The following is a 15,039-nucleotide window of genomic DNA, read 5'->3' on the forward strand; positions in this document are numbered from 1 at the left end:
TTATTCCGCGCGAGGACGCTACGGCTGGAGCGGCATGGGCTGGTACGAGGACGACGACCTGTGGGTGGGGTTCGCGGAGGTGATGTTCCCGCCGCGTCGGGTCGAGGAGGCGGAGCGCCTGGTGACGACCTCGCCGCTGCTCAAGGTGGCTGCGGGCGATCGGGTGCTGGATCTGGCGTGCGGCCCGGGCACGCACGTCGTGCCACTGGCCCGGCGAGGGGCGGTGGTCACCGGGGTGGACCTGAGCGAGGCGATGCTGGTGCGGGCGCGCGAGGCGTGCCGGGAGGCAGAAGTCGAGGCGCGGCTGGTGCGGGCGGATATGCGCGCGCACGTCGAGCCGGACGCTTACGACCTGGTGGTGAACCTGTACACGTCGTTCGGCTACTTCACCGACCCGGACGAGAACCTGGCCGTGCTCCGCAACGCGCACACCAGCCTCGCCCACGGTGGACGGCTGCTGGTCGACATGTTGGGCAAGGAGGTGTTCGCCGGGTGGGTCGGCCGCCCGCAGGCGGTGGACGTCGGCGGCGGCACGGTGTTCATGCGTGACACCGTGCTGGACGACTGGACACGGGTGCGCAGCGACTGGACCTGGGTGCGCGGGGACGAGGTGCGGCGCACGTCGATCCACAACACCCTCTACAGCGCCGCGGAGCTGCGGGCGCTGTTCGAGGAGGCGGGGTTCACCGATGTCGAGTGCTTCGGCGACTTCGACTGCTCCCCCTACGACAACCACGCCCGCCGGCTGATCGTGCGGGGCACCCGCGCCTGAACGCCGGGTCCGCCGGGCAGCCGTGCCCGGCGGACCCGGTGCCTCAGGAGGCGCGGGCGAAGCAGGTGCCCTTGGCGTCCGGGAACAACTCGGGCGCCAGGCCGATGGCGAAGTCGCGGATGAGCACGTCGACGTCGAGGTAGGTCTTGGCGCGGCACTCCTCGAAGTTCTCGTCGACACCGGCGATGAAGTCGTCGTCCCGGAAGGGCTTGAACTGGTTGGTGCGCGGGTCGGCCTCCAGCGCGGCGCGGGTCATCTTCATGGGGTCGTAGACGATGAAGAAGTCCGCATTGGCCGCGGTGCCCACGGCCTTCTCGAAGTCGTAGGGCTGCCCGTTGGGCGCGGGGTTGTCGGGCGCGAAGACGTTGTCCACCCCGAGTTGGGTGAGCAGGCGGCCGACGAGGGTTTCGGCGCCGTGGCCGTGCACGAACTCGCAACCGCGCTCGGGGGCGACGCAGAGGTAGCCCGCCTTGCGGTTGCCGATCTTGCCGGAGACGGTGGAGACGACCTCGTCGTAGCGGGTCTTGATGGTGTCGAACTCGGTGTTGGCGGCGGCTTCGGCGTTGTAGAACGCGGCGACCATCTTGATCCACTCGGCGGAGGCCAGGGCGTGGCGCTCCAGCCGGTTGGACACGCTGACCCCGGGCATCCCGGAGGCGCGGGCGTTGCTGATGTCGTCGAACCCCTTGCCGAACCCGGACATGAGGATGACCTGGTTCTTCAGGCCCAGCACGGCTTCCTTGTTCAGGTCGGTGTACTCGCCGATCGACATGGGCTTGCCGGCGGCCTCGGCGACGCCCGCGTACCACTTGTCCTTCCCGGCGTTGCCCAGCAGCTGACCGCTCAGTCCGGTGATGGTCTTGTTCTTGCCCAGCCGGTCGACCATGGCGAGGGCGTTGAACGAGGTGACCGAGACGTTGGTGACCGGCACCTGGACCGTCAGCGCGCCTTCCAGCTCGCCGGTGGCCTCGGGTTGGGGCGTGCCGCACTGGTAGAGCACGTACTTGAGCTCGGGGCCGTCGGTGTTCTCGGTGTCGGTGAGCGTGATGGTCTTGTAGGAGCCGTGGTAGGTGATCTTCCACAGCTCGGATTCGGTGACGGTGGCTTTGTCGGGGAAGTAGTCCCGGCCCTCGGCGTAGTCGGTGACGCAGCCGTCCGCGCCGGCCTGGCCGCCCGACGCGTCGGGATTCGACCCTCCGCAGCCGGCCAGGGCGAGGGGCAGCGCGAGCAGCGCGACGGCCGAGCGGGTGAGTGTGTTCACGGTGGTGCTCTCCTGCGTGTCCGTGGTGGGTCGGGCGGTGGGACCGGGTGTCACCCGGTCCGGGCGTCTTCGGGCAGCGGCGCGGCGCGGCCGCGCAGGTGGATGACCAGGGCGTCGAAGCCGACGCCCTGCGCGCCGTTGACGTTCCAGCGGCACGGTGTGCCGTGCTCGATGCTCAGGACGTGCCCGCACGGGTCCGCGACCGGTTCCCACCCGGCGCGGCGCACGGCGTGCTCGGCCCACTGGCGCAGACGTCCGTCGGCGACGACCTGGACGGTGGCGCCGGGTTCGGTGTCGTCGGCCACGACGATGGTGGCCGCGGCGTCGTCGAAGGACATGTTCTCGCCGGTGAAGGTGCGGGTGATCGCGTCGCCGTAGGCGAGGTCCTCGGGTGCGCCGGCGGTCACCGCGCCGTCGCCGCCGACCAGCCACACCTGGTCGGCGCGGCGCAGCGCGAACGACAGGTCGTGGGTGGACAGCACGATCGCCGTGCCGGTGGTCGCGCTCAGCCGGGTCAGCATCGCCGCGAACTCGATGCGGCGCGCCACGTCCAGGAACGCGGTGGGCTCGTCCAGCACCAGCACCGCCGGTTCCTGCGCCAGGGCGCGGGCCACCATCACCCGCTGCCGCTCACCGTCGGACAGGTCGGTCAACGGGCGGTCGCGCAGGTCGGCGACCCCGGCGTCGAGCAGCGCCCGGTCGACGGCGTCGCGGTCTCGCGGGCTCTCCCGGCCGATCCACGACCGGTAGGGGATCCGACCTAGCGCCACCACCGCCTCGACGCTCATCTGCCCCACGTCGACCGGTTCGGTCAACGTGACCGCGAGCCGCCGGGCGCGCTGCCGCGGCGACAGGTCCGCGAGGTCGTGACCGTCGAGCAGGACGTGACCGGCCAGCGGCGGCTGCGCCCCGACCAGCGTGCGCAGCAGGGTGGACTTGCCCGCGCCGTTGGGGCCGATCAGGGTGATCAGCTCGCCGGGCCGGGCGGCCAGGTGCACGTCGCGCAGCACGGTGACCTCCGGGTGCCGACGCCGCCGCCGGTAACCCGCGCTCACGGCCACGGCTTGCAGGGCGGGCCGGGTGTTCTCGGTCGTCACGCCTGCCTCCTCGCCCGACCGGACAGCAGCACCCACAGGATCACCGGCGCGCCGACGAACGCGGTCACCGAGTTCAACGGCAACGACGTCCTGGTCAACCCGTTGCCACCCGCGATGTACTCCGCGACCAGCACGATCACCGCGCCGATCAGGGCGCTGGCGGGCAGCACCAGCCGGTGGTCGGCGGTGCGCAGCAGGCCCCGGGCCAGGTGCGGCGCGGCCAGCCCGACGAACCCGATGGCCCCGCAGTAGGCGGTGGTGATGCCCGACAGCACCGCGACGCTCGCCAACGCCAGGAAGTGCACGCGGCGGACGTTGATCCCCAGGCTGCCCGCGTACCGGTCACCCAACAGCAGGGCGTTGAGCGGCTGGGCCAGGAACACCGACAGCACCAGCACCACCGCGCAGGACACCGCGATGACCTGCAGCTCGTTCCAGGTCACGTTGCGCACCGAACCGCGGGTGAACGTGGCCAACGCTTGCAACCGGTCCGGGTCGGTGTAGTAGACCAGCATGTCCACCACCGCCCCGGCCAGATAACCCAGCATCACGCCCACGACCAGCACCACCACCGGGTCACCCACCCGACGGGCGATGCCCAGCGCGATCAGCAGCACCCCGGCGGCCCCGGCCACGGCCGCCCCGGTCACCCCCAGCTGGCTGACCACGCCGAGCCCCGAGAGCCAGCCCACGCCGCTGGTGCCCAGGATGACGACCGACGCCCCCAGGATCGCGCCGGAGCTGACGCCGAGCACGAACGGGTCGGCCAGCGGGTTGCGGAACAACGTCTGCATCTGCGCCCCGCCCACCGCCAGCGCCGCACCGGCCAGCAACCCGGCGACCACCTTGGGCAGCCGCGCGTCCAGCACGATCGTGCGGCTGATCTCGGACTCCGCCTGCCGGCCGGTCAGGATGCGCAGCACCTCCCCGATCGGGATGGCGATCGAGCCCTGCGCGACCAGCACCACCACCGCGCCCAGCAACAGCAGGAGCAGTAGCCCGAACAACCCCGCCACGTACCCGGCCCGCCCACGCGCCCTGGCCCCGCGCGGCGGTGCGACGACCTCGGCCGCGTCCTCGACCCCCGTGCCACTACCCGACACCGCGCACCCTGTTCCTCTCGCTCCGGGCCGCTGTCGAACCGGCCACCACCGTAGAAGTCGTGCCGCACCGCCATCCGGTTCCCGAGGATCGCGGAAACGCACAGGCGGTGACGATTCCGCACGAGTCGGGAACTCAACGGATCGGCCGGCCGACCTTGGTGGACGTGCCGTGGCCGCCGAACCCTGCCCGCACCACGCGCCCGGCCGCGGGAAACGGCCCTCGGGAGGACACCTCATGCAGAGCTTCGGACCGGAGACCTACGGCGAGCTCAACGCCGACGTCTACGACGAGTGGCACGCCGCGCACGACCCCGCCGACGCGGTGCGGGGCCTGGCCGAGCTGGTCGAGGAAGGACCGGTCGGGCCGGTGTTCGAGCTCGCGGTGGGCACCGGGCGGGTGACGATCCCATTGGCCGAGGCGGGTGTCGACGTGAGGGGCGTGGACGCCTCGGAGGCCATGGTGGCCCGCATGCGCGCCAAGCCCGGCGGCGACCGCATCCCCGTCGTCATCGGCGACATGGCCGACGTCGACGACGGCACCGACGACCTGTTCGCCATGGTGTTCGTGGTGTTCTCCACCTTCTTCTTCCTCCAGGACCAGGAAGAACAGGTGCGCTGCTTCGCCAACGCCGCGAAGCGCCTGCTGCCCGGCGGCCGGTTCGTCCTGGAGTGCCCGATGCCCGACGTCGCCCGCTACCAGCGCAACCAGACCCTGGAGACCCACCAGGTCGGCCTCGACCGGGTGCGACTCGCCGCAGTCCGCCACGACCCGGTCGAACAGCGCTTCGAGGGCCACCACGTGCTGATCACCGAGCACGGGATCAAGCTGGCGCCGGCGTTCATGCGCTACGCCTGGCCGGCCGAACTCGACCTCATGGCGCGCCTGGCGGGGCTGCGACGCGTGCACCGGTGGGGAGGCTGGCGCCGTGAGCCGTTCCGCGCCGAGGGCAACTACATCACCGTCTACGAGAAGCCCGTGATGACGGCTTCGTAATCCCGCAGGGGTCAGGCGTGGACGTGGGACATCGCGAACCGCGGTGTCCCACGTCCCACCGGATCACCTCGGCATGGACAGCCTTCGGGCCACCACCAGCACCAGCGGCGGCAGCAGCAGGCACTGCGCGGCCACCGCCAACCAGAACCCCGGCAGCAGACCCGCCTCCTCGAACAGCCCGTACACCGCGCCGCCGACCACCCCGCTGAGCAGGGAACCCACCCCGACCGCCAGCCGCTGCTGCCCGAAGGTCACCGTGGCCGACCGCCGCGACCCCGTCAGCGCCTCCAGGTCGTTCTTGAGGAACAACACCGCCGTGCCCACCGCCATCACCGCGACACCCGTGGCAAGACCAGCCACCCCGCCGGTGGCCAAGGCGGCCATGCCGGCGGCCATGCAGCAGAAGCCGACCGCCATCGCCGCCGGGTAGCCGACGCGACCGACCCGCCGCGCCACCAGCGGCTGCACCGCCACCAACCCGAGTGAGTACCCCATCATGACCACCCCGTAGACCGCCGTGGGCACACGCCCTTCCGCGAAGGTCGACAGGTATTGGTAGAACTGCATGTAGAGGTAGTGGGTCAGCACGGTCACCGCGAACGGCAGCCCGGCCAGCCCCCGCAGCACCCGTCGGAACGGCTCGACCTCGGGCCTGGAACCGGTCGTCCGCTCCGGGCGCAGGAAGAAGTGCGCCACCGCCAGCACGGCGTAGAGCGCGGTGGTCATCGCGAACAACCGACCCGGCTGGTGCAGGAACAGCGCCCCGACCACCGGCCCGAGCGCGATGCCGAGGTTGCCGGCCGCGTTGCCCGCCGACAGCATCCGCGGCCGCTGCTCCTCGGTCGCCGAGTGCACCAGGTAGCCGCGGTAGGCCGGCGAGTAGAGCGCCCCGGCGCCGCAGCTCAGAAACAGCGCGAGCACCGTCAACCCGGGTTCGTCCGCCCCGACCAGGTAGGTCAGCGCAGCCATCACGTAGACGAACGTGGCCAGCAGCAGGCAGCGCTTGAGCCCGATCCGCTCGGCGAACGCGGCCGTGAGCGGTGCGCCGGCGAACTGCACCAGCGTGGCCGCCCCGAGCACCACACCGACCTGCGCCATCCCTGCTCCCAGCCGGTCGCGCAGCAGCACGGCCAGGTACGGGTACACCGCGAAGGTGCCCACGTTGACCAGGCACCCGGCAACCAGCAGCGCGGCCTGCGCTCCCGTGAGACCCGCCACCCCGGTTCCCCGGAAACGCCTTCGGGTTCCCGCGCGAGGAGGTATTCCGGCGCCCATCAACCGTCCCAACCCATGCGCAGCCTCCGTGCCCCCGTCGCCCCCGCACCGGCCGGTCCACCGGCCCGGCGCAGAACTGGTCGTTCCACCACGTGCGGGAGTTCCGAGTCTCACCCCGAATTCCACCGCCCAGGGAACCGATCAGGTCCTGCGGACGACCAGTAGGACTGGAAGCGGTGCGGCCGGTGGGCAGGCCGGCGCGACCCGCACCACCGTGCGCACGGTAGCGGTCCGCGCATCCCCACCCGCACCGCCGCTCGACGACCCGCCCCACACCCGGAAGGGCTCGATCATGACCCTGACCCGCACGACGGTCCCACCGGCGGCGGCAGCGGCGCGCTGCCCACGGCCGGCCGGGAGGTGAGGACCGTGCTCGACCACAACGCCGTGGCGCCGCCGGTCCACGACCACATCACCGACGCCGTCAAAGCGCCCTCACTGATCCGGCTCTCGCCGAACACCGTGCTGGTCCGCTTCGAGACCCTCAAGGTGTACGCCGCGCTCGGTGCGGTGCGCCACCTCCTGGACACCGGGGTGGTTCACCGTGGACAGACCCTGGTCGACAGCTCCAGCGGCATCTACGCCCTCGCGCTGGCCATGGCCTGCCACCGCCACGGGCTGCACTGCCACATCGTCGCCTCCACCACTGTCAACGACACCATGCGCGCCCAACTGGAGATCCTGGGCGTCACCGTGGATCAGATGCCGCCGTCGGACGATTTGCGACTGGACCAGAGCAGGCGGGTGGCCCGCGTGCGCGAGTTGCTGGCCCGACGTCCCGACCTGCACTGGATGCGCCAGTACCACGACCCCGTGCACCACCTCGGTTACACCGAACTGGCCGACCTGCTGCGCCGCGCGTTACCCGGGCAGGCGCTGACCGTGGTGGGCAGCGTCGGCACCGGGGCCTCCACCGGCGGTCTGACCCGGTCGCTGCGCGAACACGACCCGGACGTGCGGCTGGTGGGCGTGCAACCGTTCGGCAGCGTCACCTTCGGCAGCGAGCGGTTCACCGACCCCGAGGCCATCATCGCCGGCATCGGCAGCGCCATCCACTTCGACAACGTCCACCACAACCTCTACGACCGCATCCACTGGCTGGACTTCCAGCACGCCATGGCCGCCACCATCGGCCTGCTGCGCGAGCACGCCGTCTTCGCCGGCCTGTCCACCGGCGCGGCCAACCTCGTCGCCACCTGGGAAGCCGCACGCGATCCCCTGCGCACCCATGTGGTCATCGGCGCCGACACCGGCCACCGCTACACCGACCGCGTCTTCTCCCGCTGGCGCGAGGCCTCCGACCCCGCGCTGCTCAAGCCCGTGGAGATCGACTCGCTGGACGAGTTGGCCCCGCCGTGGGCGGCGATCGAGTGGGCACGCCGCTCGTACGGACCGGTCGAGCCCGCGCAGGAACGCCTCTTGGAGCTCAGGAAGGACCCCGTGCCGTGACCGTCGTGCTGCTGGAAGCCCTCACCTTCGGCCTCGGCCGCCTCGCCGACGCCGCCCGCGCCGCCGGGCACGACCTCGTGCTGCTCACCGGCGACCGCGCGATCTACCGCCACGAACTGTCCCGCTGCGGTGACCGCGTGCGGGTCGTGGACATCGACACCACCGACGTCGCCGCCTGCGAGCGCGCGCTGCGGGACACCCCCGACCTCGCCGGGCTGATCAGCTCCACCGACACCTGGGCGCTACCCGCCGCGGACGTGGCCAAGCGCCTGGGCCTGCCCGGACCGGCGCCGGACGCGGTGCGCGTGCTGCGGGACAAGGCCGCCGTCCGGGCCCGGCTGCACGCACACGGCCTCAGCCGCACCGGCCCGCTCGACCCCGCCACGGCGCAGGACTTCCCGCTGGTGGTCAAGGACTCCGCGGGCACCTCGTCCCGCGCGGTGTGGCTGTGCCGCACCCCCGCCGAGCGCGACGCCGCCCTGTGCGAAGCCGCCGACACCCCGCTCAAGGGCCACCTGACCGCCGAACCGTACTTCGAAGGCCCGCTCTACAGCGCCGAGACCATCACCTGGCAGGGCGAGACCCGGCTGCTGGGCGTGCTCAGCCGGGTGCTGTCCCCCGAACCCGCCCGCCGCGAGGAGGCGTCCGCGTTCCCGGTCGCCTTCCCCGACTCCGACCTCGCCGAGCTGGACGACTGGATCGGCCGCGTGCTGAAAGCCGCCGGGCACGAACGCGGCTTCGCGCACACCGAGTTCGTGCTCACCACCGACGGCCCCGAGGTCGTCGAGATCAACGCCCGCATCGGCGGAGCCCTCGTCGGCGAAGCCCTCTGCCGGGCCCTGGGCGCCAACGCCTACGACGCGATGGTCCGGATCGCCCTCGGCGAGCGGCCCGACCTGCTCGACAGCACGGCCGGTGACGGCACGGCGACCGGGTTCGTGGCGCTCTACCCCCGCGAAGCCGGGGTCCTGGAGGGCTGGACCGGGCTGGACCGGCTGCCCGACCTGCCTGGGTCACCCGAGTGGTACCCGACCGCGAGTCCTGGCGACCTGCTGGAGCACCTGACCGATCAGCGCTCCTGCACCGGCATCGTCCTCGCCGAAGGCCCCACCGCCGAACTCGCCCTGCACCGCGCCCAGGCCGCCGCCGGCGGCATCACACCCTTGATCCGGGCGCGAGGCTAACCACGTCGCTCCGCGTCGATGCCGTGCCGCGTATACGCCGCACGGCGGACAGCAACAATCCGGGAGTTCATTGTGGAACGTCGTTCTTTCCTGCGTGCCTCGGCGTTGTCGGCCGGTGGACTGGTCGGGGTGGCCGCGACCGCCCCGACCGCGTCGGCGGCGAACCCGCTGCGAGTGCAGCTGCTGATGTTCGACGGTGTGGAGGAGCAGGACTGGGCCGGCCCGGCGGAGGTGCTCGGCCTGGCCGGCGGGCTCAGCGGCGGCGCGCTGTCCACCACCCTGGTGACCACCGGGAGGCCCGGTACCGTGACGTGCAGCTTCGGCGCCCGGGTCGAGGTGGCGAAGGGGTGGTCGCCGCACGAGGCGGACGTGCTGGTGGTGCCCGGTGGCGGACGCTACACCGACCCGGCGAGCCCCGGTGTGCGCCGGCTGATGGCCGACCGGGAGTTCCTGCGCCGCCTGGCCTCGGTCGACGCGCTCCGGGTGGGCATCTGCACCGGCGTCATGGTCCTGTCGGCCGCGGGGATCACCAGGGGACGCAACGCGACCACCCACCACCGCGCGAAGGCAGACCTCGCGGCCCAGGGTGCGATCGTGGTCGACGCCCGCGTGGTCGACGACGGCGACCTGGTCACCGGCGGGGGCGTCACGTCCGGTCTGGACGTGGCGCTGTGGCTCGTGGAGCGCTTCCTGGGCGCGCGGTCGGCCCAGCAGGCGGAGACCTTCCTGGAGTACGAGCGCCGGGGCACCGTCTGGCGCGCCTGATCGGCGACGAGGAAGTCCGGCAGTGCGCGCACCGCACACCACCGGCCCTACTCGACGGTGGGGTCGTGTGGTGCGGGCGCTCCGCTGCCGCCGCGCCGTGTCCGTGACGAGTGGACGTCCGGAAGGCCCGCGCCGGCCGGGGGAAGGGGTGCCCGGCCGGCGCGGGTGATCGCGGCGGTGTGCGACGCCAGGGCAGTGGGAGGAAGACCGGCCCGGCGTGTCCGCGGGGTCAGGCGGCTCGTCGGTGGTGGGCGGTGGGTCGCAGGTGACGCCGCTGCCCGCGACGCTCCTCGGGGCTCAGGACGGTGTCGTCGCCGTCGTGGTCGTGCTGGTCGAGGTCGTCGCGGTCGTGCCTGGCGGGCATGCCCGGGGTCGGCTCCCGGTGAGCGCGGGCGACGAGGTAGAGCAGCACCAGACCGGCCACCAGGGGCAGGTGGGATGCGACGCGGGTGGTGGTCGCGGTGCCGTCGAGCAGGTCGCTGACCGAGAAGGCCAGCAGCACCGCGACGAACCCGCCGAGGGTGGGCAACAGCCCGGCGGCGCGGTGCGAGCTCACGGCGGCCACCATCAGGCCGATGCCCAGGGCGAGATTCCACGCGGCGCCCTCGTTGAACAGGTGGGTGGAGATCCCGGGGCCACCGTGCCCGCCGGTGGCCCCGGCGAGGAGTTGGGCCAGGGCGAGCCACAGCTGGACGATGGCGACCGCGGCCAGCGCCAGGCGTGGCCTCAGGGCGGTGTGGCGGGGTACGGAGGTGTGATCGGGTGGGGCGGCGGCCAGCACGGCGTCGACCAGGTCCGGGTCCGGCCCGACGGGACGGACCCGGATGGTCCTGGTCAGCGCCTGTGCGCTCGCCTGCCACCGGGTGCAGGCGGGGCACTGTGCCAGATGCGCGTCCGTCTCGGCGGCGGGTACGGGCTCGGTCTCGCCGTCCAGGCGGGCCGAGAGCGCTTCACGGCAGGATTGGCAGTCCACGCTCCAATAGTCGGGCCATTCGGCTCACGAGTTCCCCACGGGGTGTGGTTACGATTCGGAATCGTGACAGCCTTCGACGACGAGGTGACGCGCTGGGCGCTGGACGCGCGTTCCGGCGACCGCGACGCCCTGGAGCGGTTCGTCCGCGCCACCCAGCGCGACGTGTGGCGCTTCGTCGCCCACCTGTCCGAGGTCGCGTTGGCCGACGACCTCGCGCAGGAGACCTACGCCCGCGCCCTGCCGAGCCTGTCGCGCTTCGCCGGGCGCTCCTCCGCCCGCACCTGGTTGCTGGTCATCGCCCGCCGCGTCGTGGTCGACCACATCCGCATGGCGCAGTCACGACCTCGGCTGTCCTCGGGCGCGGACTGGGCGCAGGAGGCCGACCGCCAGACAGCCGCCACCGGCTTCGAGGACGTCGTCGAGCTCAACATGCTGCTCGACGCCCTGGACCCGGACCGCCGCGAAGCCTTGGTGCTCACCCAGGTCCTGGGCCTGCCCTACGCCGAGGCCGCCGAGGTCGCCGGCTGCCCGGTGGGCACCATCCGCTCCCGCGTCGCCCGCGCCCGCGACGACCTGCTGCGCGCCACGGGTGACGAGGCCACCGACGTGGGATGATCTTCCGCTGGGCGGCCGGTCTTCGCGACACCGTCACAGCAGGCTCGTCCAGTAGTCCCAGAAGGCGTGCAGCACCAGACCGGCGATCAGCGCGTACCAGAGGGCCAGGACGGCGCTGTGCAGGCGGCGCAGCGGCGCGAGCGCGGGCCAGGTGTCCAGGGTGGTGTACCAGAAGATCGGGATGGTCACGACCCAGACCACCAGGCAGTAGGGGCACAGGGCGTGGATGTCGTACAGGCTCGCCGCGATGAGCCAGTGCACGAACACCACGCCGAAGGCGGTGCCCGCGTTGAGCGCGATCCGGTACCAGCGCGGTGGTTCGAACCCGGCCAGCACCGCTACCCCGCTGGTGACCACGACCGCGAACGCCGCGATGCCGATCAGCGGGTTGGGGAAGCCGAACGCGGCGGCCTGCGGGCTGTCCATGACCGACCCGCACGAGATGACCGGGTTGAGCGAGCACGTGGGGATGTAGGCGGGGTCGCGCAGCTTGGCGATCTTCTCCAGCGTCAGCGCCACGGCTGCTGCCAGGCCGAGGGCGCCGCCGAGGACGTGCAGCCAGGCAAGGCGGTGGTTCACCCGGTTCACCCGGCCAGGGCGGCGTCGATCTTCGCGCGCAGCTCGCGGTCGATGTCGGCGACGGTGCGCCCGGCGGGCTGGAACTGCTCGCCGTCGAGGAAGAACGTCGGCGTGCTGCCCACCCCGAGTTCCCCGCCGTCGGCGACATCGCGGTCGATGGTGGCCCGCACCTCGTCCGAGGCCATGTCGGCGAGGAAGCGCTCCAGGTCCAACCCGAGGCTCGTGGCGTACTCCTCGAACCTCACGGTCGCACGGCCGGTGTCGGAGCTGGTGGACTGCCCGGCCACGGCCCACTGGTCGAAGTTGTCGTAGAGGGCGTGGTACATCTCGGCGTGCTTGCCCTGCTTGACGGCGGCCTCGGCGGCGCGCGCGGCGGGGACCGCGAGCAGGTGCATCTCCAGCGGGAAGTTGCGCGTCACGAACGTGATGCGTCCCTGGTAGTCCTGTTCCAGCTTTTTGGTGATGTTGGCGTAGTAGGAGGCGCAGGCGGGGCACTGGAAGTCCAGGAACTCCACCAGGGTGACCTTGTCACCGTCCACCCTGGACAGGGTGTGCGCGCCCGCCGGGAACAGCGTCTCGTTCGACGCGGCACCCTCCTCACCGGACCGGTTGGCCAGCAGCACCCCGCCGATCACCAGGACCGCGACGAGGACCACCGCGCCGGTGAGGACGAGGTTGAGGGAGGGACCGCGGCGCGCGGCCATGGTGTTGCGGTTCTTCTGGCGGCTTGTGCGTGACATCGGGTACGTCGTTTCTGATCGGGTTCGACTTCTCGTCAAGTTGGTCGGATGACGATCGGAGTAGTTCCGGGAACTCCGCGACTTGTTCGCCCGACTGGTGCAGTCGTGAGGGTTGACCAGGCCGCTGTGCTCGCGACCGGTATTGCGGTGTCGTGCGTCACGTACGTGGTCCTGGCGGCGGGGGACGTGCACGGGTGCTCGGCGACACCGATCCGGGACGGGTGGCGTCGTGGCTGTTCGGGGTGGTCCGGTTCACCGCCGAGGCGGGTGCGGTGGTGGCGGTCGGCGCGCTGGCCTTCGCCGCGTTCGTTGTGCCGGCCGGGCGCGCGCGGGACTGACTGCCGACGCCCACGCCGCGGTCCGGCGAACGCCACCACCGGCACCGTGGCGACGACCAGACCCACCACCAGGGCGGCGTACCCCGGCCCGGACACCGGGTATGGCCGCTTGAGTCCCGGCGCGGTGCTAGCCGTGCGCGGCATCGGCCAGCTTCTTCACCGCGACCGTGTTGAGCGGGCCCGGGTAGATCCCGTCCGACACCGACGTGAACCGCTTGGTCTTGGACGCCTCCACCGCGGGAACTTCGCGAACAGGTCCTCGGCCATCACCTGCGCGTTCTCGCCGGGCTGGAACAACCCGACCACCAGCAGGTCGACCTGCGCCGCGGCCAGCGCCTCGGCGTTGATCTCGGCCAGTTCGGCGTTGGTCTTGCCGGCGAACGGGTTCACCCCGCCCGCGCGGTCGACGACGTCGTCTTAGCTTGTCTTTTAACCTGTTCGGCGGGGTTTGGTGCCCTTCTTGTGGTGGGTCGGTCGTGTGTGGGCCTTGCCGGTGGCCAGGAGTAGGCCGACGTCGAAGCGTTGCGCGACAACACGGTTCTTCGACCCGACAGGTCGTCCTGGGCCGGGCCGGACAGGTTTGGGTGCCGCTGCTGGGCGGGCGATCTTCGTGTGGAGGTTGCGGAACCCGCGCCGGACGCGGGCGGGGGTGAGCTTGGCGGGTTCGGCGGGGCGTTCCCAGGGGTGGCGCAGGTCGGCGACCAGCGGGCGGGCCAGGCGGAGTTGGGTGTGGGCGGCCAGAATCAGCCAGGTCCAGCGGTCGGCGGCGTCGGGATCGCGCAGTCGGGGTCTGGTCCAGCCGAGGGTCTGTTTGAGCATGCGGAAGGTGTGCTCGATGTCGAAGCGGCGCAGGAACATCTGCCACCACCGGTCGACCTGCGCGGGGTCGGCGTCGATGCCGGAGCACCATAGCCAGACGGGTTTGTTCACCCCGCCGCTGGGCAGCCGCTGCACCGTCAGGCGGATGACGGTGCCCTCGATGATCGGCAGTGGTGCGGTGTGGTCGATCCAGGCGTTGCGGCGGGTCAGGCGTGGGTGCAGTCGGTTCCATGCTTGTGCGGTGGCGGTGCCGTAGAGGCGGGTGTCGGTGCTGGTGGTCACGTGTTCGGTGCCCCAGGTGGCCGGGTCGCCGAAGACGAACTCGCCGCCGTGTTTGGGGAAGCGTCCGCCCACAGGGTTGTGGACCCGGGGTGGGGTCGGGCGGCGCAGCACCCGGTCCGACCGCATCCGCCCCAGCACCAGCACCGGCAGATCGGCCAACAGGTGGGCGATGCGGGGGGCGTCGTAGCCGGCGTCGAGCACCACCAAAATCTCCGGATCGCCGTGCTTCCAGTGGCCGGCGGCGATCAGCCGTTCGACCACCCCGCGCAGCTGGGCGACGGTCACGGCGGCGACATCCGCGCCGGGCTGCAACCTGACCGCGTCCAGCAGTGCGGTCCACGACGTTCCGCCGGTCTCCAGCGCGGCCACGAAGGAGTACGGCCATCCCGGGATCATGCGGTGCTCGTTGTGTCCGCGGCCGTAGGTGTGGCAGAAGGAGCGGTCCGGGCAGGTGTTGCCGTCCGGACGCAGCCACGGCGAGACGTCCACCGCGAGCACCAGCCGACCGTCCGCCGCACGGGGCAGCGGCAACCCGGCCAACGCGTCACGTAACCAGTCTGTGTCGATCCGGCCGTTGTTGACCGCGTCGTACAGCCCACCGTGCCCGCGTCGGTGCTCCGGTGCCAGCGACAGGCCGACCAGGGTCCGCACCGGCCCGTCGGCGCACAGCACGGCGTCGGCCAGCTCGAACAGGCCGTCCGCCCGGCGGGTGAGGCAACGGTGGAACTCATGCCGGAACCCGGACAACTCCCCGAGTGCCGGTCCAGGGTCGAGATGGTGCACACTGATCACG

Annotated in this window: 15 protein-coding genes; 7 read left to right on the forward strand and 8 right to left on the reverse strand. The window is 71.9% G+C overall.

Annotation, left to right across the window (positions count from 1 at the left end):
• Positions 1–34: 34 nt before the first annotated feature.
• A complete protein-coding gene (locus ACQPYE_RS27470) occupies positions 35–772 on the forward strand; it encodes a class I SAM-dependent methyltransferase (RefSeq protein ID WP_498715451.1) in 738 nt (245 codons plus the stop codon).
• Between the two features lie 43 nt (positions 773–815).
• On the opposite strand, the gene ACQPYE_RS27475 is transcribed toward ACQPYE_RS27470, so the two are convergent.
• From ACQPYE_RS27475 to ACQPYE_RS27485, 3 genes are read right to left on the reverse strand one after another with little or no spacing between them, the layout of a single operon-like run.
• The gene (locus ACQPYE_RS27475) at positions 816–2,033 is read right to left on the reverse strand and encodes an ABC transporter substrate-binding protein (protein ID WP_498715452.1); all 1,218 of its coding nucleotides are present in this window, start codon (positions 2,031–2,033) and stop codon (positions 816–818) included.
• Positions 2,034–2,083: 50 nt separating this feature from the next.
• Positions 2,084–3,130 carry an ABC transporter ATP-binding protein gene (locus tag ACQPYE_RS27480; RefSeq protein WP_498715453.1) on the reverse strand — a complete coding sequence of 349 codons (1,047 nt, stop codon included), beginning with the start codon at positions 3,128–3,130 and terminating at the stop codon, positions 2,084–2,086.
• Positions 3,127–4,233 (reverse strand): FecCD family ABC transporter permease, encoded by a 1,107-nt coding sequence (locus ACQPYE_RS27485; protein ID WP_498715454.1) that lies wholly within the window; start codon positions 4,231–4,233, stop codon positions 3,127–3,129. Before ACQPYE_RS27485 ends, ACQPYE_RS27480 begins: the two co-directional genes overlap by 4 nt.
• 235 nt (positions 4,234–4,468) lie before the next feature.
• Here ACQPYE_RS27485 and ACQPYE_RS27490 point away from each other — a divergent pair, with 235 nt between their 5' ends.
• Positions 4,469–5,227 (forward strand): class I SAM-dependent DNA methyltransferase, encoded by a 759-nt coding sequence (locus ACQPYE_RS27490; RefSeq protein ID WP_498715457.1) that lies wholly within the window; start codon positions 4,469–4,471, stop codon positions 5,225–5,227.
• Positions 5,228–5,290: 63 nt separating this feature from the next.
• On the opposite strand, the gene ACQPYE_RS27495 is transcribed toward ACQPYE_RS27490, so the two are convergent.
• Complete coding sequence (locus tag ACQPYE_RS27495) at positions 5,291–6,445, reverse strand: MFS transporter (protein ID WP_498715458.1); 1,155 nt, start codon at positions 6,443–6,445, stop codon at positions 5,291–5,293.
• A gap of 426 nt (positions 6,446–6,871) precedes the next feature.
• Between ACQPYE_RS27495 and ACQPYE_RS27500 the strand changes: the two genes are divergently transcribed.
• The 3 genes from ACQPYE_RS27500 (at position 6,872) to ACQPYE_RS27510 (ending at position 9,900) form a co-directional block, all read left to right on the forward strand.
• On the forward strand, positions 6,872–7,951 hold the full coding sequence (locus ACQPYE_RS27500) for a pyridoxal-phosphate dependent enzyme (RefSeq protein ID WP_498715459.1): 1,080 nt from the start codon (positions 6,872–6,874) through the stop codon (positions 7,949–7,951).
• Entirely contained in the window at positions 7,948–9,135 is a 1,188-nt protein-coding gene (locus tag ACQPYE_RS27505) for an ATP-grasp domain-containing protein (RefSeq protein WP_498715462.1), read from the forward strand. The genes ACQPYE_RS27500 and ACQPYE_RS27505 overlap by 4 nt, the downstream gene beginning before the upstream one ends.
• Before the next feature lie 72 nt (positions 9,136–9,207).
• A complete protein-coding gene (locus tag ACQPYE_RS27510) occupies positions 9,208–9,900 on the forward strand; it encodes a DJ-1/PfpI family protein (protein ID WP_498715463.1) in 693 nt (230 codons plus the stop codon).
• 229 nt (positions 9,901–10,129) lie between these two features.
• Here ACQPYE_RS27510 and ACQPYE_RS27515 read toward each other — a convergent pair whose 3' ends face one another.
• Positions 10,130–10,873 carry a zf-HC2 domain-containing protein gene (locus ACQPYE_RS27515; RefSeq protein ID WP_498715464.1) on the reverse strand — a complete coding sequence of 248 codons (744 nt, stop codon included), beginning with the start codon at positions 10,871–10,873 and terminating at the stop codon, positions 10,130–10,132.
• Between the two features lie 63 nt (positions 10,874–10,936).
• Here ACQPYE_RS27515 and sigC point away from each other — a divergent pair, with 63 nt between their 5' ends.
• Positions 10,937–11,488 (forward strand): RNA polymerase sigma factor SigC, encoded by a 552-nt coding sequence (gene sigC / locus ACQPYE_RS27520; protein WP_498715466.1) that lies wholly within the window; start codon positions 10,937–10,939, stop codon positions 11,486–11,488.
• 33 nt (positions 11,489–11,521) lie between these two features.
• On the opposite strand, the gene ACQPYE_RS27525 is transcribed toward sigC, so the two are convergent.
• Both ACQPYE_RS27525 and ACQPYE_RS27530 read right to left on the reverse strand, forming a co-directional pair.
• Positions 11,522–12,067 carry a vitamin K epoxide reductase family protein gene (locus ACQPYE_RS27525; protein ID WP_498715467.1) on the reverse strand — a complete coding sequence of 182 codons (546 nt, stop codon included), beginning with the start codon at positions 12,065–12,067 and terminating at the stop codon, positions 11,522–11,524.
• Positions 12,068–12,072: 5 nt separating this feature from the next.
• Complete coding sequence (locus tag ACQPYE_RS27530) at positions 12,073–12,807, reverse strand: DsbA family protein (RefSeq protein ID WP_498715469.1); 735 nt, start codon at positions 12,805–12,807, stop codon at positions 12,073–12,075.
• A 194-nt stretch (positions 12,808–13,001) separates the two neighbouring features.
• Here ACQPYE_RS27530 and ACQPYE_RS27535 point away from each other — a divergent pair, with 194 nt between their 5' ends.
• The gene (locus tag ACQPYE_RS27535) at positions 13,002–13,145 is read left to right on the forward strand and encodes a hypothetical protein (RefSeq protein ID WP_498715470.1); all 144 of its coding nucleotides are present in this window, start codon (positions 13,002–13,004) and stop codon (positions 13,143–13,145) included.
• A 429-nt stretch (positions 13,146–13,574) separates the two neighbouring features.
• Here the strand turns inward: ACQPYE_RS27535 and ACQPYE_RS27540 are convergent, their stop codons facing one another.
• Entirely contained in the window at positions 13,575–14,993 is a 1,419-nt protein-coding gene (locus ACQPYE_RS27540; protein WP_498715472.1) for an NF041680 family putative transposase, read from the reverse strand.
• Between the last annotated feature and the right edge of the window lie 46 nt (positions 14,994–15,039).

It is taken from the genome of Actinosynnema sp. CA-299493 (assembly GCF_050946825.1).
Lineage (GTDB): Bacteria > Actinomycetota > Actinomycetes > Mycobacteriales > Pseudonocardiaceae > Actinosynnema.